This is a genomic window from Flagellimonas sp. MMG031 (assembly GCF_040112705.1).
Taxonomy (GTDB): domain Bacteria; phylum Bacteroidota; class Bacteroidia; order Flavobacteriales; family Flavobacteriaceae; genus Flagellimonas.
Window position 1 is genome coordinate 3,499,531 of the sequence record NZ_CP157804.1, and the last position, 26,999, is coordinate 3,526,529.

Sequence of the window (26,999 nt, forward strand, 5' to 3'; positions counted from 1 at the left end):
TTTGATGAATTTAAAAATAAATCAATAAGTTGTTTAATTTAGTTTAGAAAAAATCGAGGATTTCTTTAAAAAATTGAATTTACACACCTTTTAGACCAAATAATTTAGAATTTTATCAAATAGCGCTACTACATATAGCACCAATCAACCCAACCTATGAAAACAATTCAACTACACTCCCTTTTATGTATCTGCCTTTTACTTGGGCTCCATTCCTATTCACAAATTGAGAAAGCACCTCCAAGAGCGGAAGGAGAAGGACCTTGGTCGCAACTCATTATTCGCGGCGTTACGGTAATTGATGGTACCCTATCCCCGCCTATTGGTCCTGTGGATATTGTAGTGGAGAACAACCGCATTGCTTCTGTTAAGGTTGTCGGTTTTCCCGGAATGGCGATTGACCCAAAGGGCAGGCCCAAACTGAAAGAGGGCGGCAAGGAGCTGAATGCCGAAGGCATGTACCTACTACCGGGGTTTGTGGACACCCACGCCCATATTGGGGGGAGTTCGCAAGGTACCCCCGCTGAATATGTTTTTAAACTATGGATGGGCCACGGTATCACGACCATTTGTGATCCTGGTTCCGGAAATGGCATTGATTGGGTGCTGGACCAAAAAGAAAAAAGCAATAAAAATGAAATCACAGCGCCGCGGATTGAGGCGTATACTTGGTTCGGTAGCAGCTTGACCGGTGAACGCTCCAGAGATGATATTACAACCCCCGAAGCTGCCCGGGAATGGGTGCGCGCCAATGCCAAAAAAGGTGCCGATGGCATCAAGTTTGGAGGAGGACTGCCCGAGGTAATGACCGCAGCGTTGGATGAAAACAAAAAATTGGGCCTACGTTCCAAAACACACCATGCCCAACTGTATGTGGGCCGTTGGAACGTGCTGAACAGTGCCCGGGCTGGACTTACCTCCATGGAGCACTGGTACGGATTGCCCGAAGCTTTGTTCGACGACAGGACGGTACAAGATTATTCCCTGGATTACAACTACCAAAACGAGCAAGATCGTTTTGGGGAGGCAGGACAACTATGGGCACAGGCGGCCCAACCGTATTCTGACAAATGGAATGCCGTAATGGACGAGTTGATTTCGTTGGATTTCTCCATCTCCCCCACCATGGTGATCTACGAAGCCAATCGCGACCTGCAAAGGGCAAGGCGGGCAGAGTGGCATGAGGAATACACCCTTCCCTCCCTTTGGGAGTTCTATGCCCCAAGCCGACAGTCCCATGGTTCTTACTGGCACTATTGGGGCACGGAGCAGGAAATGGACTGGAAAGAAAATTACAGGCTTTGGATGACGTTTTTAAACGAATACAAAAATCGGGGCGGACGCATTACCGTAGGCACCGATGCCGGTTTTATCTACCAATTGTATGGGTTTGCCTACCCACGGGAAATGGAACTTTTGCGCGAAGCTGGTTTTCATCCGCTGGAAGTAATCAAGGCCGCTACCCTGAACGGTGCCGAAGCACTTGGACTGGAAGATGAAATTGGAACCATTAAAGTAGGGAAACTGGCAGATTTTGTGATTGTTGAGGAGAATCCGTTGGTCAACCTAAAGGCACTTTATGGTACAGGTGCCATCCAACTGCAAGAAGACAACACGGTGAAAAGGGTTGGTGGGGTAAAATATACCATTAAAGATGGCATTATTTACGATGCCAAAAAACTATTGGAAGATGTGAAAAAAATCGTGGAAAAGGCGAAGACCGAATCCAATTATGAAATAGTACAGCCGGGAATGAAGCCCTAAGGCAACATGCACCTAAAAAAATAGGCCGTGGACTTTCCCCACGGTCTTTTTTTATCCTATTTTTCCAACGAGTCCAACACTCGCTGGGCCTCCCTAAGCTCCAACTTAAGGCGTTCGTTTTCCAGGATGTACTGCTCTTGCAATTGGTTCATTTTTCGTTGAAACTCGTCCGCAGGAACGTATTCCGGTTTTAACAAGGTCTCGTTGAAAATACTTATCAGGGTAAACAAAAAACTGATGGCCACGGCACCAATTAGACCAAAAAGCATGAACTTTTCCCTTTTAAGTTGAGGATTATTTTGTTTGAGGAGCTTTTTTTCTGATTTGGTCAATTTGGGCGTACTGGATAAGTGTTCCAAAAACGTATCCCACTTTTCTTCTTCCTTTACATAAAGATGCATAAAGCCCCCCTCCTCCAAAAAGTCCTGGGTGGTTGCCGTGGAAGCCAGCATAAAAATATCCGAACCATTGCCCCCCATTACATCCAGTAGGCTCTCATCGTACTCTTGTATTTCCTTGACCAATTTCTGCACATAGTCTAGACTGTAATTGGGACGCAAAAATTCATCATAGAGGGTCTGGACTTCAAAATAATCATTACGGTCCAGAGCATATTCCAAAAAACGGTCTTTGAGTTCAGCCTTAAAAAATTCACTCATCTTGCAGAATGGGTGGTTATCGGGTTGGTTTTTGATTGTTTAGGCTAAATGTAAAGACTGGGACGGCAAGATAATTCAATTCAAGCTAAAGAATACATGAATTTTTGGTTTGCAGTATTAATTTATGGAAAAGCTACAACTTAAAAATGTATTACACGATTTCTGCACTCAACCCTGCCTGTAACAACTTACTGCACTTGGGTTTCAGGAATGAGTATTCGCCGGTCTTTACCGTGCATTTTCCATTGTAATGCACAATCAACGAGCATTGCTCTGCCTGTTCGGGCGTGTGCTCGCACACATTGATAAGGGTTTCTATAACGTGGTCAAAAGTGTTGACGTCATCGTTAAAAAGTACTATTTCGTGCTCTTTAGTGATTTCTTCTTCCAGAAGAACATCTTCCAACTCTTTTTCTCTAGTGCCCATAATCTATTGCAGTTTATGTCTTTCTAATTTACATATTTTGCCGCAACCCAGTTGTTCTTCTCCAGATTTTTTTCAAATTCCAAACCATATGCAGCACATTTTGAGGAAATTGCATCCAAATCCGCCAAATAAAAGCCACTCAAAAATAAGGTTCCGCCGTTTTTGAGGCAATCAGCATAAATAGGAATATCCTCCAAAAGAATATTCCGGTTGATATTGGCCAGGATGATGTCGTACTTTTTGCCCTTAAGCAAACCACTATCCCCTTGAAATGCCTTGATATCCGAACAATCATTGCGCTCCACGTTTTCTTGGGTATTCAAAAAGCACCATTCATCAATATCGATGGCCTCTACGTCCGTTGCTCCCCGTTTTTTGGCCAAAATGGCCAGCACTCCGGTGCCGCAGCCCATGTCCAATACAGTTTTTCCTTCAAAATCATTGTCCAATATATGCTGAAGCATCATGTGGGTGGTTTCGTGATGCCCTGTACCAAAGCTCATTTTTGGTTCAATAACAATATCGTAATCCACTTCCATGGGTTGATGAAACGGTGCGCGCACCATACAGCGGTCCCCCACGAGAATGGGATGGAAATTCTTCTCCCACTCCGCATTCCAGTTTTGCTGCTCAATTTCCTTTCGGGTCCAGCTAATCTTTACTTCTGGGATTTGGAATGCAAAAAGGTCTTCCAAGCTGTGGTCCTGCCATTCAGATTTGAGGATATAGGCCAACAGCCCTGTTTCCGTTTCCACAAAACTCTCAAAGCCCAACTCCCCCAACTCCGCAATGAGCATATCTGTTGCGGGTTGGAGCGGACTGACATTAAAATCGTATTCGAGATAGACCAATGTTTAGGTATTAAATGGCCTTGATAATATCCGTAAAGTCTTTGGCAACCAATGAAGCACCTCCAATGAGTCCGCCATCGACATCGGGTTTGGAAAATATTTCCTTCGCATTGCCTGGTTTCACACTACCACCATATAAAATGGAAACATCCTCGGCAATAGACGAATTGAACCCATCGGCAATGGTTTTTCTAATAAAAGCGTGCATCTCTTGCGCTTGCTCGGGACTTGCGGTCTCTCCCGTACCAATGGCCCAAACGGGCTCGTAGGCAAGTACAATTTTGCTCCATGCGCTGGCTTTAAGTTCGAACAATGCATTTTTTAATTGGCTTTCCACTACGGAAAAATGATTACCGGATTTCCTGTCGTCCAATTCCTCCCCGAAGCAAAAAATCACCTTAAGTCCTTTTTCTATAGCCGTTTTCACTTTTTTGGCCAAAAAAGCATCATCCTCGCCAAAATAGGCGCGCCTTTCGGAGTGCCCAAGAATGACGATATCCACATCCAAGCCCAACAACATATCGGCGGAGATTTCACCGGTGTACGCACCACTTTCAGCAAAGTGCATGTTTTGTGCCGCCACCTGAATCTTTGAATCTTGTAAGGCCTGCTTTGCAGCTTGAAGATTCACAAAGGTCGGTGCCACAATTACGTCAGCATCGGTATCGGGTAGTTTGGCGGAGAGCTCGGCCAGCAGTTCCTCAGTTTGCTGAAGGTTCTTATTCATTTTCCAGTTTCCTGCCACAATCTTTGTTCTCATGATATCTGTTATTATGTTTTTCGTTTTGTCGTTTGATTAAAACTTAAGCTCGTCAAAATCGTTATAATGTACTTTTTGCTTAATGGTTCCTTTGTGGAGCACCAGAATGGCCGGATTGGATCGCACAATCGTCTTCAAGGTGGTCTCATCGGTGAAAAAGAACTTGAAGTCCAGTCCGTAGGTATCCACAACCCGATTGGCCATATCACTGCTTGAAGCGGACATACCAATGACCTTATATCCATTTTGTTTGGCTTCTGAAGTTACTTTGGCCACCTCTTCAAAAGCATCCCAATTGCTCTTGGCCAAATCGTAAGCGATGACCATTACCAATTTTTCCACTTCCAAAACCCGCGAGGCATAATCCTGTCCTTCTTGCTCAATCGTAAAATCGTGAATGGGGGGCTCATACCCTTTTTGTATTTCGGTGGTTTCCACATCAATAAATTCTCCATCCACAGAAGGGTAATCCCCTTGGGTAATGTAAATCTGTTCCTCTCCGTTCACCTTAAATCGCCAGGCATATTCGTACACCGGTTGGGGTGCATCTTCGGGAACAGACATTCCTTCTTGGATATTGGCCCCAATTTTATAGGGTCTAAAGTCTACAACAGGCAAATGGGCCAATACATGGTTGGCGAACAATATACAAGCCAATAAAGCCACGCCTCCAATGGACCAGTTGATTTTTGGGCCGAAAAGGGGCGTGATGTACTTTCTACCGTAAAACAATATCAGAATAAACACCAGCAATATGACATCTTTGGTGAAGGATTCCCATGGCGTTAGTTTGATGGCATCCCCAAAACACCCACAATCCGTCACTTTATTGAAATAGGCGGAATAGAAGGTGAGGAAGGTGAAGAAAACAATCATCAACAACAGACTCCAAACGGTAAACTTTGGTTTGAACCCAATCAAGAGCAAAACACCCAAAATAACCTCAACAATGACCACAAAGATGGAAATCCCCAAGGCCAAGGGCGTTAAAAATGGCAAATCCAGCACGCTGGGGCTAAAGTATTCTTCCAGTTTGAATGAAAACCCCATAGGGTCGTTCAACTTGATGAGACCGCTGATAATAAACAGCACACCTACAATAATCCTTGATATCCAGACCAAATATTTCATATTTTTTCAAAATAAATCTCCAATTCCAAATAAACAAAATCCAATTTCCCTATCATTGGGTTTTCTTCAAAATAGATGATAAAATCTTTCTCAATTCCAATGATTCATCTATTAAACTCTGCACCATCTCTTCATTGGGATTAGCTTCTTTTAATAAACGTAACCAATAACCAGACTCCTTTGCCTCTTTTTTGGCAATTTTAATTCTGAACTGAAAATCTCTACTCCCAAGTTTTTCATTTGCTTCAATATAATTTGCTCCCACAGAGCCCGAGGATCTTATCAACTGCCTTCCGTCTTCAATATTTGCAATAGTGGTACTTAGTGATTTTACGTACAATCTACAGTTCTTTGCAAAATTGAATGTTCTCTCCTCTAAATCGTATTTCCTTTCCAAGTCAAAGCTGTTGTAATTTGGGATTTACAATTTGGGATTTGCACCTAAATGTATGAGTGCAAAAACCGCATAGTTGACCATATCCTGATAATTGGCATCCACGCCCTCGCTTACCAAGGTGGCGCCCTTATTATTTTCAATCTGTTTTACACGGAGCAATTTTTGCAGAATCAAATCCGTGAGTGAGCTGACCCGCATGTCGCGCCACGCCTCCCCGTAATCGTGATTTTTGTCCTCCATCAACTTTTTGGTGATGGCCACCTGTTCATCGTACAAGGTAATGGCCTCTTCTGCCGTTAGGTCTGGCTGCTCCACCACTCCTTTTTGTATTTGAATCAAAGCCATAATGGCGTAATTGATGATTCCGATAAACTCGGAACGTTCATCTTCGTCCACCTTGCGTACATCATTCTGCTGAAGACCTCGAATCCGTTGTGCCTTAATAAAAATCTGATCTGTTAGCGAGGGTAACCTTAGGATGCGCCATGCGGTGCCATAATCCTTTGCCTTTTTTGAAAACAATTCCCGGCAGGCTTGAATCACCGCGTCATATTGTTGGGAAGTCTGCTGCATGTATTGTTACTAATTTGCGTAAATTTCGTCCAACTTGGCCATCGCCAAGCGCATTTTGCCAAAGATAATGAAACCCAACAAAGCAGATATTTTTTATGACCATAAACTGCAAAGGCGAACTGGTAGATCTTACAAGACCTAAAGTGATGGGCATCCTCAACCTTACGCCCGATTCTTTTTTTGATGGAGGCAAGTATAAGGACGAAACTTCCATCCTCCAGCAAGTGGAATACATGCTGAATCACGGTGCCACCTTTATTGATATGGGCGCTTACAGTTCGCGCCCAGGGGCCGAACATGTTCCAGAATATGAAGAATTGCAACGGATGCTTCCCGTGATCGACCTTATCTTAACTAAATTTCCGGACACTTTGATTTCTGTGGACACCTTCCGAAGCAAGGTAGCTGCGGAGAGCATTGAACACGGCGCTGCCCTCATCAACGATATTTCGGCAGGGAATTTGGACACTGCCATGTTTGATACGGTAGCCGATTATCAAGTGCCCTACATTATGATGCACATGAAGGGTACCCCACAGTCCATGCAAAAACAGGCGACCTATTCGGACGTGATCAAGGATTTGAGAAGCTATTTTTCCGAGAAAATACGGGAAACCACCTCTAAAAAAATCAACGACATCATTATTGACCCTGGGTTTGGTTTTGCCAAGACCACCGAACAGAACTACACCTTGCTGAACCATCTGGACCTGTTCCAAACCTTTGGTTTGCCCATTTTAATTGGCCTGAGCCGGAAATCCATGATCTATAAGGTTTTGGAATCGTCTCCACAGGAAGCGCTTAATGGCACCACGGCACTGCACACCATAGCCCTATTGAAAGGTGCGAACATAATTAGGGCACACGATGTAAAAGAAGCCATGGAATGTGTTAAACTTGTGGAGGTCTTAAAAGAGAATGCGCTCTAATTTGAGGTTCTGCTATTTTTGCTAATTTTACAAAAACGCTGCCATTGGATTTTCTAAATTTTCTCGAGTTCAAGATTACGGATATCATCGATATTGTCCTCGTGGCCGCACTCCTCTATTACATCTACAAACTGGTCAAGGGCACGGTTGCCATCAATATTTTTATAGGGATCGTGATTGTTTGGGCGCTTTGGAAACTTACCGAGCTGCTCCAAATGAAAATGATCAGTAGCATGGTAGGCGGGTTTATGAATATTGGTTTGATTGCCCTCATCATCGTTTTCCAGCAAGAGATACGCAAGTTTTTATTGATGATCGGCTCCACCAACTTTGCCTCGAAACGGAATATTTTCAAGCACTTTAAATTCCTCAAGCAGGAGGCCATTTCCACCAACACCGATGTGGAGGCCATTATCGGAGCCTGTGAACGTATGGCCACCTCCAAAACAGGTGCGCTCATTGTAATCGAGCGCAACAATTCCATGGACTTTGTAAAATCCACTGGGGATGCGATGGACATTAAAGTGACCCAGCCCATTCTTGAAAGCATTTTCTTTAAAAATAGTCCCTTGCACGACGGTGCCATTGTGATTCAGGATAACTCGATAACCGCGACTCGGGTGATATTGCCCGTGTCCAACGACCGGAACATTCCCCTACGCTTTGGTCTACGACACCGGGCGGCCGTGGGCATCACCGAAAAAACGGATGCCCTCTGCCTAGTAGTGAGCGAGGAAACAGGGTCGATATCCTACATTAAAAATGGAGATTTTGTACCCTTTAAGGGAAGGGAAGAATTAATCAAACGCATTAAAAAGGATTTGGAGCAATGACCTGCAAAAATTGTGACGCAAGATTGCGAACGGATTATTTGTATTGTCCCGCTTGTGGCGCAAAAGTGATACGCAACCGAATCACCATAAAAAATCTTTGGACAGACTTTTTAGAGCGATATTTCAATTTAGATAATACGTTTATCAGGACCGTAGTACATTTAACTACTACACCAGAGGTGGTCATTGAGGGGTATCTTCAAGGAATTCGCAGGAAATACCTTAACCCGATAAGTTATATGGGGATTGCGATAACACTTTCGGGGCTTATCGTTTTTTTGATGGTCAAATCGGGTGATGCCATGAATTTCGATATGCTAAACAATAATGTGAGTACGAGGTATCAGGAAAAATTGATGGATTTTATCCTAGACTACCAAGCACTTATTTTTTTATTGTTTGTTCCCATGATGACCATTGCTGGTTGGCTATGTTTTGACCAAAAAAGGTATAATTTCGCCGAACGTACCATCATTTTTATGTACGCCCTTGCTCATTATAGCTTGGTCATCTTTCTTCCATCTATTATTGTCCTGTTCTTTATTCCAGAACAGTATTTCATTTTCTCATTTATTGGTATTCTTTTCATGGTGGTTTATACCACATACGTCATTATTCGCATTTCGAAATCAAGGGGAGTAAAACTGATTGTAAGACTATTACTTTTTTATTTTATTCTGCTTATTCTTTATTTCGCCTTTTCCATTGCCCTTCCACTATTCCTGCTTTTGATCGGCGAGCTAAAAGTTGAAGATTTCTTGCCTCCGCAGGAAAGTTAAGCCACTTCCTCCGCCAAGAACTGTGCATTGTAAAGGTCGTTGTAGTAACCGCCCTTGTCCAACAATTCCTTGTGGGTGCCCGTCTCAATGATTTTACCCGCGTCCATCACTATGATTTTATCTGCCTTTTTGATGGTCGCCAAACGGTGCGCTATAATAATAGAGGTCCTACCTTCGGTTATCTTATCGGTAGCTTGTTGGATCAATTGTTCGGAATAGGTATCTACTGATGATGTAGCCTCATCCAAAATCAAGATACTAGGGTTGCTCACGTAGGCACGTAAAAAGGCAATCAATTGGCGTTGGCCACTGGAGAGCATGGTGCCCCGTTCCTTCACGTTGTATTGGTAGCCCCCTGGAAGACTCGAAATAAACTCGTGCACGCCAATCTGTTTGGCCGCTGCCTCTATTTGTTCGGTTGTCACCTTCTCGTCACGGAGCGAAATATTATTGGCAATGGTATCGGCAAATAGGAAAACGTCCTGCAACACTATCGCAATATGGGAACGCAAGGATTTTAAGGTATAATCCTCCAAGCTTACATCATCCACCAAGATTTTCCCGGAATTGATTTCATAGAATCGGTTGAGCAGATTGATGATCGTGGATTTCCCCGCACCCGTGGCACCAACAATGGCAACAGTCTCCCCTGCCTTCACCTTAAAGGAAATCCCGTGCAGTACTTCCTCATCGGGCACATAGCCAAAATGGACATCCCTAAACTCGATATCACCTTTCACATCTTTCTTCTCCACGGTTCCATTATCGTCAATATGGCTATCGGTATCCAAAATCTTGAACACACGGTTGGCCGCTACCATTCCCATCTGCAGCGTATTGAACTTATCCGCGATCTGGCGCAATGGCCGGAACAAGAGATCCATCAAGAAAAAGAAGGCGACAATAGCTCCTTTGTTGTCCATTCCCACATTCTGGATGTTTTGGATGACGCCAAAATAGACCACCAAGCCAATCCCAATAGAGTTGGATATTTCCGCTACGGGAAAAAATATAGAGTTGTACCAAACGGTCTTCAACCAGGCATTTTGATGCTTTTCGTTGATAACACGAAACTTTTCCTTTTCAATTTCCTCGCGGTTAAAGAGCTGCACGATTTTCATCCCTGCAATACGCTCCTGCACAAAGGAATTTAAGTTGGACACTTGGGCCCTCACCTCGATGAATGCAACTTTCATCGCTTGTTGAAAAAGACGCGTTGCTATCAAAATTACGGGGAGAATAGCGAACACGATCAACGCCAATTTCCAGTTGATCACTACCATGATGATGGCGGCAGATAACATCTTCAGGACATCGGCAACAATCATAAAGAATCCTTGGCTAAAGATTTCACCGATACGCTGCATATCGGCGACCGCTCTCGTAACCAATACGCCGATAGAAGAATTATCGAAATAGGTCATTTTAAAGCTGGTCATCTTCTCAAATAGGTTGATTCGAATATCTCGTATGACCGATTCGCCCAAAAGGTTGGCATAATAGTTAAATAACAACTGCGTGACTACCTGCCCCAACAGAAAGGCCAACATGTAAAGTACATTGGTGAGCAATTGCCCGCCATCCTTACTTTCCAACGATTGGTTGATAATGGTTTTTACCAACAAGGGTATCCCAATGGCAAATGCGGCGGAGAGGATAGCCACGATGGCCACCAACCAAAAAATGCCCCGATAGGGCCTGGTCCGTGAAAAAACCCGTTTAAAAAGGCGAAAATCAAACGCCTTGCCTGCATCATCCTTTTTGCTCATCAAAAATTTCTTTTGTGTAGCTAACCTTGGTCAAATATAATCCTTTTGCGGGGACGGAGACGCCTGCCTCTCCCCTATCTTTACTTGCAATTACGTTGTGGATGTCTTGGGGCGACATTTTCCCCGTGCCAACATCCAACAGTGTACCCACAACTGCACGAACCATATTCCGTAGAAATCTATCTGCCGTGATTGTGAACACCCATTTTTCAGAATCGACTTTCCAGTAGGCTTCCCTAACATCACAGTTAAAGGTTTTCACATCGGTATTGGATTTGGAAAAACATTCAAAATCGGTATGGTCCAATAGGATTTTGGCTGCTTTGTTCATCGCATCCATATCCAAAGGATACTTTACCCAGTGGGCGTGGTCCCACAAAAAAGGATGTTTCTCCTTCACCACCCAATATTCGTAAGTCCGTTCCACAGCATCAAAACGGGCATGGGCATCCTCTGGAACCTGCCGTAGGTGCTGCACCGCAATATCATCGGGCAAAAAGGCATTCAAACGGTACACCAGCTCTTCCACATCCGAAATACGTTCTACATCAAAATGTGCGAACATCTGCTTGGCATGGACCCCGGCATCAGTCCTTCCGGCCCCCACCACCTCGATAGTTTCACGGAGCAAGGTGGAAAGGGCCTTTTCCAGTACCTCTTGCACCGTAATGGCATTGGGTTGGTTCTGCCAGCCGTGGTACGCCTTTCCGAAATAAGAAAATTGGATAAAATATCTCAATGGGATCCCTTACTTTTAAGCCTGTAAAGATAATTGAATCCTTTCCAAACCGAATCCGACCTTGGGTTTTTAGCATATTTTTAGCGAAATGACAAAGATTTTATTGCTTTCCGATACGCATGGACATATGGATGAGACCATTCTGAAATATGCCGCCCAGGCCGACGAAGTTTGGCACGCCGGCGATATTGGGAACCTTTCTGTAACCGATAGATTGAAAGAGTTAAAACCTGTTCGGGGAGTGTTCGGAAACATTGACGACCATGTGATTCAAAAAGAGTTTCCGGAAAACAATCGATTTATGTGCGAAGGGGTCGATGTATGGATCACGCACATTGGCGGATACCCCAATCGATACAACGTTCGTGTGCTGGACGAAATTAGGAGCAATCCGCCAAAACTTTTTATTTGCGGTCATTCCCATATTCTAAAGGTGATGCATGATAAAAAATTGGGGCTTTTGCACATGAACCCTGGAGCTTGCGGAAAGCATGGTTTCCATCAAGTGCGAACCATGTTGCGGTTTGTAATCGATGGGGAAAAAATAAGCGATTTGGAGGTGGTTGAACTTGGAAAAAGATGAAAATGAAATACCTGATAATTCTTTTTTTTGGTATTTGGGTCAGTTGCAATAGTGTAAATGCCCAAAAGGACTCCCATGGTCATTCCAAACATCCATCGCTTTATGTTTTGGGAACGGTTCAGGATGGAGGAAGCCCTCATATTGGGTGTCAAAAATCGTGCTGCGAAGGGCTGTTTAAAAATCCTGACCCTACACGTAAAGTAGTATCCTTGGGTGTGGTAGACCATCTAAACCAAAAAAGCTATCTTTTTGAAGCTACCCCAGATTTACCCTCCCAATTAAAATTGTTGAAAGAGAGAAACAACCTCAACCAAGAGGTTCCTGATGGCATTTTTATTACCCATGCCCACATTGGCCACTATACCGGCTTAATGTACTTGGGCCGAGAGTCCCTTGGCAGCAAGAGAGTTCCCGTGTATGCAATGCCCAAAATGAAACGGTTCCTGGAAACCAATGGACCATGGAGTCAGCTTGTAAAATTGAACAATATTTCCATTCAGTCCATTCAGAATGAAAAAACAATCCAACTTACCCAAGATTTAAGTGTGATTCCATTTACGGTTCCGCATAGGGATGAATATTCGGAAACGGTGGGCTTTAAAATCATCGGCCCCAACAAATCTGTCTTGTTTATTCCCGATATTGACAAGTGGTCCAAATGGGAAAAGGACATATTGAATGAAATCAAAGCTGTAGATCTGGCATTTCTGGATGCTACCTTTTTTGATGGCCCAGAAATCAATTCGAGAAACATTGCAGAAATCCCGCATCCCTTTGTCGTGGAAAGTATGGAATTGCTAAAGGATTTGCCCCAAGTGGAGAAATCCAAGGTATACTTTATACATTTTAACCATACCAACGCACTTTTGGACACCACTAGTCCAGCTTATAAAAAAGTAATTGACTCTGGTTTCAACATGGCCACTTTTGGCTCAAGATTTAAACTGTAACCCAACAACATAAAAACCCCGGCCAAGGCCAGGGTTTTTTCGCACTAATACTACTAAGATGTTAGGTTCAACGTAAGCGATCCACAGATTTTACAAGATCTTCATCCTTTTTGATAGCCCTGTTGGCCAGGACCAGAAAAACGATAGAAAATACAGGAATCAGCATCCCAATACCCTTCTCAGAAACCACAGTTTCTCCGGATAAGCTTAGCGATCGATAAACGAAAAATCCTAGTAAAAAAAGGTTCAATATCATATTCAATCTGTTTACCACAAATTGATTTTGTCTTTTCTTGTACATCACAATCGACACAACGGCCAAAACGGTCACTATGTAAAAAACAAGGCTCACCAGCACTTCGTCTTGGGCAAACACCTCTTTTCCGCCAACTTCCACCCATAAATTCAAAAAGAACGGCAGTATGCCCGAAACAAGGCCTACTATGAGCAAATATAACGTCTGGATTCGTTGAATCATTGCAAAATTTGATTTCCAATGGCAAAAATAGGCGTCTTTTTGAGAAATGAGGGCTTATTCTTGAAAAATAATTTGTATTATTGTGCAGTTATTAGCAAGCACCTACCAAGAAATTCTTTTCTCCAGTAGCATCCAAAATAACCCTTACTTCATATTAAGAATCACACAAGTTTAACTTATTTCTTTACTTAATGTTCGAGATTTCAGATCTAAAAGCTAAAAAGCTTCCTGAGTTGCAAGAGATTGCAAAAGAACTCAATGTTCCCAAATTCAAAACCTTGAAAAAACTGGACCTGGTATACCAAATATTGGATGTGCAGGCCTCCAACCCAAAAGCCGTGGCAGAAACCGTAGCCACAACAACTGCGGACGACAAACCAGAGCCAAAACAAAAAAGAGCCAGGACCCCTCGTCCGAAAAAGACCGAGGCAAATGACAACAAAGGGGATGCGCCCGAAAAAGCTCCACAGAAAAGAGAGCCTCGAAACAAAAAGGATGATTCCAAAGGGCAAAGTCCGCAACAAAAAAAGGACAACAAACCCCAGAACAACAATAATAACAACTCCCAGAAGAACCAAAGCAACAGGAGAAGCAACAATAACAACCAACAAAATAAGGGCCACCACGACAAAAAGAACAGCAATTTTGACAAGGACCTGAAAAATAGGTATAAAGAGCCTGAGTTCGAATTTGACAGCATTATCGAAAGTGAAGGTGTACTGGACATTATGCAGGATGGGTACGGATTCCTAAGGTCTTCCGATTACAATTACCTTTCTTCTCCCGACGATATTTACGTTTCCCAATCACAAATACGATTGTTCGGACTAAAATCCGGCGACACCATTTTGGGGAACATCCGCCCTCCCAAGGAAGGGGAAAAATATTTTCCATTGATCAAGGTGAACAAAATCAATGGCCTAGATCCCCAAGTAGTGAGGGACAGGGTAGCATTTGAGCACCTTACGCCATTGTTTCCTAAGGAAAAGTTCAAATTGGCGGAAAAACAGAGTACGATTTCAACCAGAATCATGGATTTGTTCTCCCCTATTGGAAAAGGACAAAGGGGAATGATCGTTTCCCAGCCCAAAACGGGTAAGACCATGTTGTTGAAGGATATTGCCAACGCTATTGCCGCTAACCATCCAGAGGTATATCAAATCATCCTATTGATTGATGAACGCCCAGAAGAGGTTACCGATATGCAACGTAACGTGCGTGGCGAGGTGGTAGCTTCTACTTTTGACAAAGAGGCCACCGAACACGTTAGGGTTGCCAACATTGTTTTGGACAAAGCGAAAAGATTGGTGGAATGCGGTCACGATGTAGTAATCCTTTTGGATTCCATCACCCGTTTGGCGAGAGCCTACAACACCGTGCAGCCAGCTTCTGGTAAGGTTTTGAGTGGTGGTGTGGATGCCAATGCACTGCATAAACCCAAACGTTTCTTTGGAGCTGCCCGTAATATCGAAAATGGAGGTTCACTATCCATTATTGCTACGGCATTGACAGAGACCGGTTCCAAAATGGACGAAGTTATTTTTGAAGAATTCAAGGGTACAGGTAATATGGAACTTCAATTGGATAGAAGAATTTCCAACCGAAGGATTTTCCCTGCCATCGACCTTATTTCTTCATCAACACGAAGGGACGACCTTCTGTTGGACGAAAATACGATTCAACGTATGTGGATCTTGCGCAAGTATCTTGCCGACATGAACCCAATTGAAGCCATGGAGTTTATGGAGCAGCGCATAAAGCAAACCAAGAACAACGAGGAGTTTTTGCTCACCATGAACGAGTAAAAATCGTTCCATAACAACTAAAAATCATAGACCCTTCAATTTGCTTTGAAGGGTTTTTTGTTGAGTCAATTTATAGAAAAGGCATATCTTTATTTCGGTTTCCTCAAAACTGAACTTAAAACACTTTACTATGAATCACAACAAAAAGGCCTTGCTCGCTATTTTTGGCGCATCATTGCTATTCATCGGGTCCTGTCAACAAGGTCCAAAAAAGGATGAGCCTACCGAACCGACACCTGAAAAAGTATCGCCTCCAGAGGGCATCATATCCCTGGAAGAATCCAAATCCCTTTACGACAATTATACCCGGAACAGGGTGGCTATGATCGAACAATTTGAAACGGAGCAAAATCCGGACGAAAAGTTTATTCCCGCCCGTTTCACCGCTTTCACCTATGCCGACATGAAACAATACATGGCCTATGTGGAGCAGGAAGCTGAAGCTGCCGGCGTTGAAGTAGCTTCGCTACGCTTGTATTTTGCCAATTATCCCAACAAGCCCGATTTTCCCGATGGAAAAAAGGTCGTACATCCGAGACAAAATTCCATTTTTATAGTACCTACCACTATGATGGATGGCAAGGAATATGGCTTTTACATTGCTGCGGATGGAAAGGCAAAACCCATTAAAGATGTGGTGGGAAGCCCAGAAGATGGCGGAATGCAAGAAGCCAACACTTCCAAGGCAAGTATGGTGCCCGCTCTTTTTCAAAATGGTGACCGAAGCTTGAACCTTAACCATGGAGGTTCTGGACCGCCCCCATACACCGATTTTTAAATAAGGGAACATGCCAACAGAGCTCCTGGATTATCTGACCGAGCACTTCTATGTGCCGCTATACCTCGTAACATGGATAGCGGCCATTGTACGGTACCGAAGGTATTTCGACACCCCGTTGAAATACTTCCCGATGATTATCATTTACACTTTTTTTACAGAGCTCTTAGGCGTGCTCATCAAGTACAACAACAATTTCCAATTTTTCTCAGATGGAAGGTATGCTTGGCACAATGTCATTATTTACAATGTGTACCAGCTTGTCTTCTTTATCTTCTTTTTTGGGGTTTATCAAAAGGTACTTCATAACCAAGGTCTAAAAAAACAGATCGGATATTTAATGGGAATCTGTGGATTGTCATACCTTGTAAATGCCATAGCCTACAATCCATTGCACAATCAAATGACCTATGCACATATCATCGGCTCGGTGATGATGGTCTACATCGTACTTTCCTACTTCAGGGAAAAGCAGTTGGAGCAGTTGCCTCAGCCCTTAAAATATAATTTAATGTTTTGGGTCAGCACAGGTATTCTCGTTTTTTATTCACTTTTCCCGATCATTTCCACTATTTATCTTTTGGACCTCAACATTGGGGTTCAGGTATACTTTAGACCCTTGTTACTTACCGCCATAGCCCTAATGTACCTAATTATCATATTTGGGCTAATGATAGGCAAAAGAAAGGCTTTTCGATAAGCATAATGATACAAGTTCCAAAAGAAAGCCTCCCTCGTGGAGGCTTTTTATGTATTTTTACGAACACAGAAAACTACTGACAGCCAATCAGGTAGCCCATACCCATGGAGGAACTATTTAAATTTCTTAGCGAGCAGTACATCATTCCCTTCTACCTGATTGTGTGGCTTGTGGCCATGTCCCGTTACCACACGTATTTTGACACCCCCATGAAGTATTACCCCATGTACCTCATGTACACGTTTTTAACAGAATTGTTGGGATATTTCATCAAATTCCATGATGAGTTTCAAGTGGTGAGCGACAGTAATTACGATTGGTACAACGTAATCATCTACAATATTTATTCCGTGATTTCATTTGCGTTTTTCTATTACCTCTATTGGCGCTTGGTAAAGACGGACAAATACAAAAAATGGATCATTGTAGGTGCCGTGACGAGCCTTGGTTCCTACGGACTAAGCCTTTTCTTTCAAGATCCGTTTTATTCCAACCTCTATTACGCAGATCTCGTGGCGTCCATGATACTTTTATTTGTGATTTGGCTCTATTTTAAAGAAAAAAGGAACGAGACCCATCCTCAACCTATGAAGTATAACCTAATGTTCTGGACCAGTTTGGGACTGGTGGTTTTCCATGTCTTCTTTCCCTATCTCATCCTGATTGGTTACGAGGCACCAAAAATATGGGTACAATATCGTTTACGAAGCATACTATGGGTATTGATACTGTTTATGTACGGCTCCTTTCTAATCGGGGTACTCACTCATAAAAGGAGGGCATTTAGATAATATCACAACAAAAAAAGCGTCCCCATTATGGAGACGCTTGATGCTATTTAAAAAATGATTCAAGATTACATTCCTGCAACCTGGGTCATTAATTTGCTCTTAAGGTTGGCCGCCTTGTTGCTGTGGATGATATTTTTCTTGGCCAATTTATCGATCATGCCAACAACAGTAGGCAACAAAGCTTCAGCAGCTTTCTTGTCTTCTTCGTTACGCAATTTTTTGATGGCATTACGCACGGTTTTGTGCTGATACCTGTTACGCAAACGTACTGCTTCGTTTCTTCTGATTCTCTTTAATGCTGACTTATGGTTTGCCATTGCTTACAATTAATTCTTTCTAAAAACTTTCTTTGTAGCCCGTAGGGGAATCGAACCCCTGTTACCAGGATGAAAACCTGGCGTCCTAACCCCTAGACGAACGGGCCATTATGTCAATATAAGGTTTGAACGTTAAGGCTCAAAATAAGCAAATTTCGCTTAAACCTTCTTTTGTAGCCCGTAGGGGAATCGAACCCCTGTTACCAGGATGAAAACCTGGCGTCCTAACCCCTAGACGAACGGGCCATTATGCTTGCATAATTGCGGATGCAAAAATACAACTATTTTTAAGTCTTGCAACAGTATTTTTTATTTTTTGCAAGCTGCTTAATAGGCTTTGGCAAACAATACCCTCCGAACCGATGGCTTTCCTGTTACCATACACTTGCCTGCATCCTCCGATGCATCCAAGGGAATGCAACGAATCGTAGCTTTGGTGTCCTCCTTAATTTTATCTTCCGTTTCGGCGGTACCGTCCCAATGCGCGGAAACAAATCCACCTTTCTCCTCGATTACCTTTTTGAATTCTTCATAGGAATCCACTTCGGTAATATGTTCTTGTCTGTAGTCCAATGCCTTTTTAAAGATGTTCTCTTGGATTTCATCCATTAAGGCCACAACTTTGTCCACCACCTCATCGGCTTTCACGATCTCCTTGGTCAAAGTGTCCCTTCGTGCCACCTCAAATGTTCCGTTGGCCAAATCGCGCTGACCCACTGCCAATCGGACGGGAACCCCTTTTAATTCGTACTCGTTGAATTTAAAGCCCGGTTTGTGGGTATCGCGAGTATCGTACTTCACCGTAATTCCTCTACTACGAAGTTCCTTTACCAAGGGCTCCACTTTTTCGGAAATCGCGTCCAATTGATCTAGTCCTTTATAAATGGGGACGATCACCACCTGTATCGGCGCCAACTTGGGAGGAAGCACCAAACCATTATCGTCGCTATGGGTCATGACCAAGGCGCCCATCAATCGGGTGGAAACACCCCAAGAAGTGGCCCAAACATAATCTTGGGAACCTTCCTTATTGGCAAATTTCACATCGAATGCCTTGGCAAAGTTCTGCCCCAAAAAGTGGGAAGTACCCGCCTGCAATGCTTTACCGTCCTGCATAAGGGCTTCGATACAATAGGTTTCCTCTGCTCCGGCAAAACGTTCACTTTCGGTTTTGGTTCCCTTGATCACGGGCACGCCCATGTAGTTTTCAACAAACTCGGCATACACGTTCATCATCAATTCAGCTTCTTCCAAAGCTTCCTCACGTGTGGCATGGGCCGTGTGGCCTTCCTGCCATAAAAACTCTGCCGTCCTCAAGAAAAGACGGGTCCGCATTTCCCAACGCACCACATTGGCCCATTGGTTGATTTTCAAGGGTAGATCCCGATAGGATTGAATCCATTTTCGATACGTATCCCAGATAATCGTTTCGGAGGTGGGTCGAACAATAAGCTCCTCTTCCAATTTGGCATCCTCATCCACGACAATACCACTGCCATCTTCCGCATTTTTTAAACGGTAATGGGTAACCACGGCACACTCCTTGGCAAATCCTTCCACATGGCTGGCCTCCTTGCTCAAATAGGATTTAGGTATGAACAGTGGAAAATAGGCGTTCTCGTGGCCCGTTTCCTTGAACATCCTATCCAATTGTCCCTGCATCTTTTCCCAAATGGCATATCCGTAGGGTTTGATAACCATACAACCCCTGACCCCCGAGTTTTCGGCCAAATCCGACTTTACCACCAGTTCGTTATACCATTTGGAATAATCCTCCGCTCTGCTCGTTAAATTTTTACCCATTAATTGAAGTTTGGCACAAAACTTGTGTCTTTAATAGTGAAATGATTGGGTAAAACTAATTATTTTTAGTATGTTCAACAATAAAAATTGCACCATGTTACAGTCTTTACTTCACAATAAATTACGAACCCCCGCCATATTGATGGTTGCCGCCCTTTTTATGGCCTCCTGTGGTTCATATCAGCAGGCTTCCTATTATGATGATGGCATATACACTCCCAATAATCGTGTAGTGAGCGTAGAAAAGAGAAATGCACAAGCCGAAAGGGTGGAGCAGCAGGAAAATAATATCTACGGGGATTATTTTGGTGATAAAGCAAATGAATACGGTGAAATTTTGGACAGTGAGGTTTTTACCGATGTTGACAGTTACTCCAGTCAAACACAAAATGATACCATTCCCTATGGTGAGCAAACCGATTATTTTGCCTACAACAATAACTATAATGGTAATCCCGGTTGGGGGGACAATCCTTCCAATATTTCCATAAATGTTTATGACAACAGCTGGGGCTGGGGTTGGAACGACCCTTGGCTATGGAACGCCGGTTGGGGCTGGAACGCTGGCTGGGGCTGGAACAACCCATGGAGATGGAACCGCTGGGGCTGGGGAGGTCTTGGTTGGGGCTGGAATGCCGGCTGGGGCTGGAACGACCCTTGGTTATGGAACGGCGGCTGGGGCTGGAACGCTGGCTGGGGCTGGGGAGGCCTTGGTTGGGGCTGGAATGCCGGCTGGGGCTGGGGCGGATATTGGAACCGTCCGTTCGTTGGAAGAGGATATTACGGCAGAAATTACGCTCGCATCTCGGGCAGACGCGGGTATTCCTATCTACCTGGAACTACCATCGCTTCGCGCACCAACAGAAGATATGCTGATGGATTTAGATATAATAGTGGCCGTTCCAACAGAACCGTTGGACGAAGCAATAACCTGGCAAGTCGCAGTGCCCGTGGCTACAGTAATCGCTCCAATGTGCGGAGAACGGTAAGTGCCGATGCCTTGGCCAGAAACCGCAATTACAGAACCAGTAGAAGTACACGAACATCGCCCGGCTACAATAGAAGTTCAAGATCATATAATAATAGGTACGGAACATCGCCTTCCACTAGAAGCAACCGAAGCTATAATGGCAGTAATGCGACCCGAAGCTATAACAGAAGTTCCGGAACACGGTCTTCAAGAGGCTACTCGCCCAGCAGAAGCTACAATCGTTCTTCGAGCGGTGCGAGCTCCCGAAGCTATCGTAGCAGTGGATACTCTAGGAGCAGTAGGTCTAGCGGAAGCTACCGCAGCTCTGGAAGCAGCTCTAGAAGTTCCGGCGTTAGCAGATCATCGGGAGGTTCACGTTCCTCTGGAGGAGCCTCACGTTCTTCTGGCGGTAGTAGAGGCGGACGCGGTGGCGGAAGACCATAATCATTCCATAAATTTATCGATTAATCTAAATCACAAGAAATGAAAAGAATCTCAACTTTCATCATGGTATTGGCATGCACTTTTGCAAGCGCACAAACCATTGATGACGTGGTACGCTATAGCACCGAGAACCTACAGGGAACCGCAAGGTTTCAGGCTATGGGCGGGGCGTTTGGAGCCTTAGGTGGCGATTTGTCCGCCCTTAACGTGAACCCAGCAGGTTCAGCCGTGTTCAACTTTAGTGAAATCAGTATTACAGGTTCCAACTATCATAGGAACAACGATGCCCTGTATGGTGGTACGCTAACCAACACCACGGATAATTCCTTGGAATTTAATCAGGTTGGGGGTGTACTTGTATTTAATTCGTCCAACGATAGCCCTTGGAAAAAAATAGCATTGGCCTTTAATTATGATTTGGCCCGAAATTTTGACAACACCTATTTTGCATCGGGCAGTACCGCTGTCGGTGTCGATAATTACTTTCTCAACTTTGCACAAGGCGAACCATTGGGTCCCTTGCGCACACAGGAAGGTGAATTTGTGGAAGATGCTTATCTGGATATCGGAGCCAATTTAGGGTACTCCGCCCAGCAGGCTTTCTTGGGCTTCCAAGCGGGTATCATAGAACCCGTAGATGATGTCGACCAAAACACAGACTATTTCTCCAATGCCCAATACGGCACGGTTAATCAGCGGTATCAACAGAGCACTTCTGGATTCAACAGTAAATTCACGGCCAATTTTGCCACTCAATATGAAGACAATTTGTACTTGGGAGCCTCATTAAATTTCCACAATGTACTCTATGAAAGAGTTAGCCTTTTGGACGAACAAGGTTACGATGCAGATTCGCCTATACAGACCATTGCGTTTGACAACCTCCTACGTACAGAGGGAAATGGATTCTCTTTTAGCCTGGGCGCGATTGCAAAATTGAATCAAACCGTACGAGTGGGTGCCAGTTATCAATCCCCTACTTGGTATAGGCTTGCAGACGATACCTCGCAGCGCATCAATTCCAATTTAGCGGTCCCCGACATCGACTTTATAAATTTCAATATTGTGAATTTGTATGAAGAATATCGCATAAAGACTCCTGAAAAATACACCGGAAGTTTGGCTTTGGTATTTGGTCAGGATGGATTGATAAGCTTTGACTACTCCTATCAAGATATGTCCAAAGCTGAACTGCGACCTACTTCCGACCCAAGCTTTGCCGATGAAAACGAATTTATAGGAAACACCTTGGGAGCAGTGAATGCATTCCGTTTGGGCGGGGAATACCGAATTGAGCAAGTAAGTCTAAGAGCTGGTTACCGGTATGAGCAAAGTCCTTATGAGGATACTAATTTTGTGGGCGACCTTAACGGATTTTCAGCAGGTATTGGTTATACCTTTGGTGCCAACCGTTTGGATTTGGCCTATAGCCGCACTGAGCAGGATACCAATTCCTTCTTTTTTGATGGTGGTGTGGACAGTGCCGCCCTCATTAATCGTGTAAACACAAATATTGCCTTGGGCTATACCTTTAAATTCTAGAAAAAGAAAATATAATGCGATAAGGTCGGAAGAAATTCCGGCCTTTTTTTATCTATCGTACCAGCGAAAAATGTCTTCGCACGGACCTGGCAACAATAACATTTTCATCGTTGCGCTCATATTCCAGTCGGAACCAATAGTCGGATGAAGGCATATCCCTTCCATTAAACGTACCGTCCCAACCGACGTTTACATCAACCTGCTTTAGTAACTTTCCGTAACGGTCGAAAATATACACCACAGGATTCCCCAACTCCTCTACCCCGTACACGGTCCAATTATCGTGGGCACCATCACTATTGGGCGTAAAAAATTTGGGATAGCCCACGACCAAAAATTCGATAGGTTCAGTGGTCCCACAGCCATTCTTATCGTTGATGACCACGGTGTTTATTCCAGGGGGCACATCCAAAAACACAGGGTCGTCCTGATATTCCCCTCCGTTGATGGCATATTCATAATTTCCGTCTCCTACGGGAACAATTTCAATATTATAGGGGTCCGTCTGGTCGCTGTTGACCAAATCGTCGATGACCCGAACCTCATCCAATTCAGGAGTGCCGTAAAAGGTAATCAATACATCATCCGTTATAATGGTCGCCTGATTGGTTTCAATGGAAACAAAATAACGTCCGGAATTAGGACTTGAAACGGTCAACTCGGTCTCCGTAGCTCCATTCGCCAAAATTTGGTCGATAACACCGTCATCATCAAAATCAACACTCCACGTAACATTGGCGATATTGGGACCTGCAGGTGAATTAAGGGCAGATAAAACAATATCCGGGTCGCCTTCGCAGGCAACGATATCAAAGCCTAAAAATTCATCGCGCAAACTGCAGTCCAATGCCGTATTTTGGTCTTCATCTACAGAAGATCCCGTGAAAGTGAGGATAAAGTCCTCTGGTTCATCATCAAAATTGGTGTTGTAATTGTTGATGTAGAGGTAGTATATTTCACCTTGTCTTACATTTAACCATTCATCATAGGTGTTTTGACTCCCTTTTACGAACGGGGCTCCTTCCCTGCCATTTACGGGATTGACCCCAATCCCCGTGAACCCTGTTTCGTTGTATTCGTAATTGCAGCGAATGGGCTGGGCAGTCCCATCCCCAACTATGGTGCAAAAATTCTCATTGGAAGTTTCATCAAAAGGACCGTATAACGCAAAATCCCATTCGGCGGTAATTGGACTTCCCGGGGTAACCGGAAGGGCCTCAATATCAAAACCGATTTGTCCGTCGGTACCCGCCCTAAACACATACCAAGCGGTGTTGTTTTCGATATTGGCCGAACTTACACTTCCCTTTTCCAAGCATCCGGTTTGGGTGATGACCTCAGGGTCGAAATCGTCAATGTCCCCACCTCCGTCCGTGGTTCCCAAAATGGGAGCATCGGCACAAACAGGAATCGCTGTTCTACAATCTGGGGAGTTTTGCGCGCTGACCAACTGGCATACAAGAAAAAAACAGATAGCGCTGAATAGAGCTCTCATAGAATTTTGGGGCTATTGATTATGCTGCTTATTAGCAGTATAACTCGCTAACCTACGGTTTTAGTATACGGTCATCGAAGAAATTTACCGTTAATCGACAAACGGCAACACTTAGCTATCGCCTTAAGGAAAAATGGCTTTGCAAATATTTGGCAACGGTACGGTTACCATCTGCATCAATGTAGGACAATTTGAACCAATAATCGGTTGATGGCAGCGGCTTTCCTTGAAAATTGCCATCCCAACCTGCGTCAAACTCGTTCATCTGTTTGATGAGTTTACCATAGCGGTCATAAATGGTAACAATAGGAGAGTTTAAAGTAGAAAGTCCCTCAATCTGCCAAGTCTCATTGAGCACATCGCCATTGGGCGAAAAAGCGGAAAGATAGCCCACTACCACAATTTCTTCTTCTACCTCACCACAGCCATACAGGTCTCGCATGCGTACCATATGCAAACCGGGAGGAACACCTTGGAACACATTGCTGCTTTGAAAATCTGTACCATCCAGACTAAATTCATACGTTCCACCACTCTCCGTATTGATGGTAACCGAATTATTGACGCTCATATCGGCTATATCGATACTGGAGATTTGGGGCATAGTCGATATCTCGACCACCACCGTTCTGGTAGCCTCACAAACAATTCCATTGGATTGATGGGTTGCCGTTAAGACATATTCTCCGGCTTCGGATACCAAAATGGACGGGGTTTGCTCTCCCGAACTCCATTGGTAAGTGTAATCAGGATTGGGCTGCGTTTCCCCGATTTCCAGAGTTCCGACGGCTTCACAGATGACAACCTGCTCATCAAAAGTTAAAACTGGAGTAGTTATGGCGTTGATGGCAAAGCTTTGGGAGGCATCGTAGCAATCTGGGTTTGCCAATGAGGTTGTCCTTACGTAAATGGTTTCCGAGCCAGCGGACAGCAAATGATTCCGATCTAGAGGGGCTACGCCAGCATTCGCATCGGCCTGGGTACCATGATAACTCACGATAACAGCATCAGCATCCATTCCCCCAAGGGCTTCTGTATTTTTGACATTTAAATCAAAGATCATATCCGGTTCAAAACAGAGGGTCTCATTTGTCAACATCCCCGTAACCGGTACTTCATTAAATCCGACTTGGACATCACTTACTATATTTTCTGCTGAAGTAAGGACCACAACGCGGTACGTGCCCGAATCCGGAACGGTATACGTAGCACCAGCAGCACCTGATATCAACTGAAAGCCAGTCCCACCATCACGATACCACTCGTAACCCGAAGCTCCAGAAGTTGTGGCATCCAAGACTACGGTTTCACCTTCGCAAACGGTAATGGGCGGACCCAACAAATTGCTGACAATGGAACAATCCAAAGCACTGTTGGGATAATCTACCCATACATTTCCGGTGAACTGAATGGAAAAACCAGAATTGATATTGCTAAAATTATTGATGAAGAGATAATAATCCTCCCCAGCCTCTACCTGTAGCCAGTCTTCATAGTGTACGGAATCTTCATCGCCCGTAGGGTCCTCTCCCACCCCAATAAAACTGGTATTCTCGCTGTTGTCGAAAAAATTACATCGAACGGGGTCGCCCAAATTGTTGCAATCGGTAGCACGATAGAGCGCAAAATCCCAATCCTCGTTGCTATTATGCCCAATATTAAAGCCCAATTGACCAGCTTCGGCCGTTCTAAAACGGTACCAAGCCGAATTGGATTCTATGGCTCCTGTGGTGGTCTGCTCCAAGCAACCGCTGGAGGAGGCGCCATTGAAGTCATCGGCACCAAAACCATTGGTTCCGCCATTAATTGGGGTATTGCTGCAAATGGGAATGGCCTGGGAGCAATCTTGGGCCACCTGCCCTTGTGCAGTTTGCCAGAACAGTAAAAACAATAAGGTCCTTAAAATAGGTTTCCACATAAAAGACTGTAGGTTTGGGCATTATAAAAGTACCGCACGCCTTGCCTTAACAATAATTTATGTTGTCAAACCCCAGATACCAGATGTTAAATCGTTCATTAATGTATATCTTTGCCCTCCACAAGCAGTACCTATGAAATTAGAGCAGGCATTGGAAGAACAATATGAAGAAAGAGGGAACGACCACGTAGGTTCCTCATCGGATACCCCTTTACGAGAGGATGCTTTTGTATTGAGCGACGAAGAAAAAATCGAAAGAATACAAAAAAGCGTCAGGGAAATTATGCTTACGCTGGGTCTTGACCTAGATGATGACAGTTTGAAAGGTACCCCAAAAAGGGTGGCCAAAATGTACGTACAGGAAATTTTTGGAGGATTGCATCCGGACAGAAAACCCAAATCGTCCACTTTTGACAATAAGTACAAGTACGGCGAAATGTTGGTCGAAAAAAATATCGTAGTGTATTCCACCTGCGAACACCACTTGTTGCCCATTGTTGGGCGGGCGCATATTGCCTATATCTCCAACGGGACCGTTGTTGGACTTTCCAAAATGAACCGAATTGTGGATTATTTTGCAAAGCGTCCACAGGTGCAAGAGCGAATGAACATCCAAATCGTCAAGGAGCTTCAAAAAGTGTTGGGCACAGAAGACGTGGCCTGCGTTATCGATGCAAAACACCTTTGTGTCAATTCCAGGGGCATCCGCGATATCGATAGTAGCACCGTAACCGCAGAGTATGGCGGTAAATTCAAGGAAGAGGCCACAAGAAGGGAATTTTTGGACTACATCAATCTGGATACCGAATTTTAA

The 26,999-nt window shown here is 44.1% G+C and carries 27 protein-coding genes and 2 tRNA genes; 13 read left to right on the plus strand and 16 right to left on the minus strand.

Annotation, left to right across the window (positions count from 1 at the left end):
* The first annotated feature begins 156 nt into the window (after window positions 1-156).
* Complete coding sequence (locus tag ABNE31_RS15900) at window positions 157-1,764, plus strand: amidohydrolase family protein (RefSeq protein ID WP_349351836.1); 1,608 nt, start codon at window positions 157-159, stop codon at window positions 1,762-1,764.
* 56 nt (window positions 1,765-1,820) lie between these two features.
* Here the strand turns inward: ABNE31_RS15900 and ABNE31_RS15905 are convergent, their stop codons facing one another.
* The 7 genes from ABNE31_RS15905 to ABNE31_RS15935 all read right to left on the minus strand — a co-directional run bounded on the left by ABNE31_RS15905 (window position 1,821) and on the right by ABNE31_RS15935 (window position 6,562).
* A complete protein-coding gene (locus ABNE31_RS15905) occupies window positions 1,821-2,423 on the minus strand; it encodes a hypothetical protein (protein ID WP_179384348.1) in 603 nt (200 codons plus the stop codon).
* Window positions 2,424-2,574: 151 nt separating this feature from the next.
* Window positions 2,575-2,850, minus strand: coding sequence for an ATP-dependent Clp protease adaptor ClpS (locus ABNE31_RS15910; RefSeq protein WP_179384349.1), 276 nt, complete (start codon window positions 2,848-2,850; stop codon window positions 2,575-2,577).
* A gap of 23 nt (window positions 2,851-2,873) precedes the next feature.
* The gene (gene prmA, locus ABNE31_RS15915; RefSeq protein WP_349351837.1) at window positions 2,874-3,701 is read right to left on the minus strand and encodes a 50S ribosomal protein L11 methyltransferase; all 828 of its coding nucleotides are present in this window, start codon (window positions 3,699-3,701) and stop codon (window positions 2,874-2,876) included.
* Window positions 3,702-3,711: 10 nt separating this feature from the next.
* A complete protein-coding gene (tpiA, locus tag ABNE31_RS15920; protein WP_179384351.1) occupies window positions 3,712-4,461 on the minus strand; it encodes a triose-phosphate isomerase in 750 nt (249 codons plus the stop codon).
* Between the two features lie 36 nt (window positions 4,462-4,497).
* Window positions 4,498-5,592 (minus strand): BT_3928 family protein, encoded by a 1,095-nt coding sequence (locus ABNE31_RS15925; protein ID WP_349351838.1) that lies wholly within the window; start codon window positions 5,590-5,592, stop codon window positions 4,498-4,500.
* Between the two features lie 52 nt (window positions 5,593-5,644).
* Window positions 5,645-5,989 carry a four helix bundle protein gene (locus ABNE31_RS15930; RefSeq protein WP_349351839.1) on the minus strand — a complete coding sequence of 115 codons (345 nt, stop codon included), beginning with the start codon at window positions 5,987-5,989 and terminating at the stop codon, window positions 5,645-5,647.
* A gap of 24 nt (window positions 5,990-6,013) precedes the next feature.
* Complete coding sequence (locus ABNE31_RS15935) at window positions 6,014-6,562, minus strand: DUF1599 domain-containing protein (protein WP_349351840.1); 549 nt, start codon at window positions 6,560-6,562, stop codon at window positions 6,014-6,016.
* Window positions 6,563-6,657: 95 nt separating this feature from the next.
* Between ABNE31_RS15935 and folP the strand changes: the two genes are divergently transcribed.
* From folP to ABNE31_RS15950, 3 genes are read left to right on the plus strand one after another with little or no spacing between them, the layout of a single operon-like run.
* Window positions 6,658-7,491 (plus strand): dihydropteroate synthase, encoded by an 834-nt coding sequence (folP, locus tag ABNE31_RS15940; protein ID WP_349351841.1) that lies wholly within the window; start codon window positions 6,658-6,660, stop codon window positions 7,489-7,491.
* A 44-nt stretch (window positions 7,492-7,535) separates the two neighbouring features.
* A complete protein-coding gene (gene cdaA, locus ABNE31_RS15945; protein ID WP_293288219.1) occupies window positions 7,536-8,324 on the plus strand; it encodes a diadenylate cyclase CdaA in 789 nt (262 codons plus the stop codon).
* A complete protein-coding gene (locus tag ABNE31_RS15950) occupies window positions 8,321-9,103 on the plus strand; it encodes a DUF3667 domain-containing protein (RefSeq protein WP_349351842.1) in 783 nt (260 codons plus the stop codon). Before cdaA ends, ABNE31_RS15950 begins: the two co-directional genes overlap by 4 nt.
* Here ABNE31_RS15950 and ABNE31_RS15955 read toward each other — a convergent pair.
* On the minus strand, window positions 9,100-10,872 hold the full coding sequence (locus tag ABNE31_RS15955) for an ABC transporter ATP-binding protein (protein ID WP_179384358.1): 1,773 nt from the start codon (window positions 10,870-10,872) through the stop codon (window positions 9,100-9,102). The genes ABNE31_RS15950 and ABNE31_RS15955 overlap by 4 nt on opposite strands.
* Window positions 10,856-11,611, minus strand: a complete 756-nt coding sequence (truA, locus tag ABNE31_RS15960; RefSeq protein WP_349351843.1) for a tRNA pseudouridine(38-40) synthase TruA — start codon at window positions 11,609-11,611, stop codon at window positions 10,856-10,858. The genes ABNE31_RS15955 and truA overlap by 17 nt, the downstream gene beginning before the upstream one ends.
* Before the next feature lie 88 nt (window positions 11,612-11,699).
* Between truA and ABNE31_RS15965 the strand changes: the two genes are divergently transcribed.
* Window positions 11,700-12,194 carry a metallophosphoesterase family protein gene (locus ABNE31_RS15965; RefSeq protein WP_349351844.1) on the plus strand — a complete coding sequence of 165 codons (495 nt, stop codon included), beginning with the start codon at window positions 11,700-11,702 and terminating at the stop codon, window positions 12,192-12,194.
* A gap of 2 nt (window positions 12,195-12,196) precedes the next feature.
* Window positions 12,197-13,144: an MBL fold metallo-hydrolase gene (locus tag ABNE31_RS15970; protein ID WP_349351845.1), complete on the plus strand. Its 948-nt coding sequence runs from the start codon at window positions 12,197-12,199 to the stop codon at window positions 13,142-13,144.
* A 67-nt stretch (window positions 13,145-13,211) separates the two neighbouring features.
* Here ABNE31_RS15970 and ABNE31_RS15975 read toward each other — a convergent pair whose 3' ends face one another.
* A complete protein-coding gene (locus ABNE31_RS15975) occupies window positions 13,212-13,622 on the minus strand; it encodes a DUF4293 domain-containing protein (protein WP_349351846.1) in 411 nt (136 codons plus the stop codon).
* Between the two features lie 191 nt (window positions 13,623-13,813).
* Here ABNE31_RS15975 and rho point away from each other — a divergent pair, with 191 nt between their 5' ends.
* From rho to ABNE31_RS15995, 4 genes are all read left to right on the plus strand, one after another.
* Window positions 13,814-15,427 (plus strand): transcription termination factor Rho, encoded by a 1,614-nt coding sequence (gene rho, locus ABNE31_RS15980; RefSeq protein WP_293283186.1) that lies wholly within the window; start codon window positions 13,814-13,816, stop codon window positions 15,425-15,427.
* 130 nt (window positions 15,428-15,557) lie between these two features.
* Complete coding sequence (locus ABNE31_RS15985) at window positions 15,558-16,205, plus strand: hypothetical protein (protein WP_349351847.1); 648 nt, start codon at window positions 15,558-15,560, stop codon at window positions 16,203-16,205.
* A gap of 10 nt (window positions 16,206-16,215) precedes the next feature.
* Window positions 16,216-16,905 (plus strand): hypothetical protein, encoded by a 690-nt coding sequence (locus ABNE31_RS15990; RefSeq protein WP_349351848.1) that lies wholly within the window; start codon window positions 16,216-16,218, stop codon window positions 16,903-16,905.
* Between the two features lie 104 nt (window positions 16,906-17,009).
* Window positions 17,010-17,696, plus strand: a complete 687-nt coding sequence (locus ABNE31_RS15995; RefSeq protein WP_306013460.1) for a hypothetical protein — start codon at window positions 17,010-17,012, stop codon at window positions 17,694-17,696.
* Window positions 17,697-17,761: 65 nt separating this feature from the next.
* Here ABNE31_RS15995 and rpsT read toward each other — a convergent pair whose 3' ends face one another.
* The 4 genes from rpsT to proS form a co-directional block, all read right to left on the minus strand.
* Window positions 17,762-18,013, minus strand: coding sequence for a 30S ribosomal protein S20 (rpsT, locus tag ABNE31_RS16000; RefSeq protein ID WP_179384367.1), 252 nt, complete (start codon window positions 18,011-18,013; stop codon window positions 17,762-17,764).
* 35 nt (window positions 18,014-18,048) lie between these two features.
* Window positions 18,049-18,120, minus strand: a tRNA-Glu gene (locus ABNE31_RS16005).
* 67 nt (window positions 18,121-18,187) lie between these two features.
* Window positions 18,188-18,259, minus strand: a tRNA-Glu gene (locus ABNE31_RS16010).
* A gap of 81 nt (window positions 18,260-18,340) precedes the next feature.
* Window positions 18,341-19,816: a proline--tRNA ligase gene (gene proS / locus ABNE31_RS16015; RefSeq protein WP_349351849.1), complete on the minus strand. Its 1,476-nt coding sequence runs from the start codon at window positions 19,814-19,816 to the stop codon at window positions 18,341-18,343.
* Between the two features lie 94 nt (window positions 19,817-19,910).
* Here proS and ABNE31_RS16020 point away from each other — a divergent pair, with 94 nt between their 5' ends.
* Together ABNE31_RS16020 and ABNE31_RS16025 are read left to right on the plus strand one after the other, a co-directional pair.
* Window positions 19,911-21,230 carry a hypothetical protein gene (locus ABNE31_RS16020; protein ID WP_349351850.1) on the plus strand — a complete coding sequence of 440 codons (1,320 nt, stop codon included), beginning with the start codon at window positions 19,911-19,913 and terminating at the stop codon, window positions 21,228-21,230.
* Window positions 21,231-21,269: 39 nt separating this feature from the next.
* Window positions 21,270-22,772: an outer membrane protein transport protein gene (locus ABNE31_RS16025; protein WP_349351851.1), complete on the plus strand. Its 1,503-nt coding sequence runs from the start codon at window positions 21,270-21,272 to the stop codon at window positions 22,770-22,772.
* Window positions 22,773-22,824: 52 nt separating this feature from the next.
* Here the strand turns inward: ABNE31_RS16025 and ABNE31_RS16030 are convergent, their stop codons facing one another.
* Both ABNE31_RS16030 and ABNE31_RS16035 read right to left on the minus strand, forming a co-directional pair.
* Window positions 22,825-24,267, minus strand: a complete 1,443-nt coding sequence (locus tag ABNE31_RS16030) for a T9SS type B sorting domain-containing protein (RefSeq protein WP_349351852.1) — start codon at window positions 24,265-24,267, stop codon at window positions 22,825-22,827.
* 115 nt (window positions 24,268-24,382) lie between these two features.
* Window positions 24,383-26,185 carry a T9SS type B sorting domain-containing protein gene (locus ABNE31_RS16035; protein ID WP_349351853.1) on the minus strand — a complete coding sequence of 601 codons (1,803 nt, stop codon included), beginning with the start codon at window positions 26,183-26,185 and terminating at the stop codon, window positions 24,383-24,385.
* A 133-nt stretch (window positions 26,186-26,318) separates the two neighbouring features.
* On the opposite strand from ABNE31_RS16035, the gene folE reads away from it, so the two are divergent.
* Window positions 26,319-26,999 (plus strand): GTP cyclohydrolase I FolE, encoded by a 681-nt coding sequence (gene folE / locus ABNE31_RS16040; RefSeq protein WP_179384373.1) that lies wholly within the window; start codon window positions 26,319-26,321, stop codon window positions 26,997-26,999.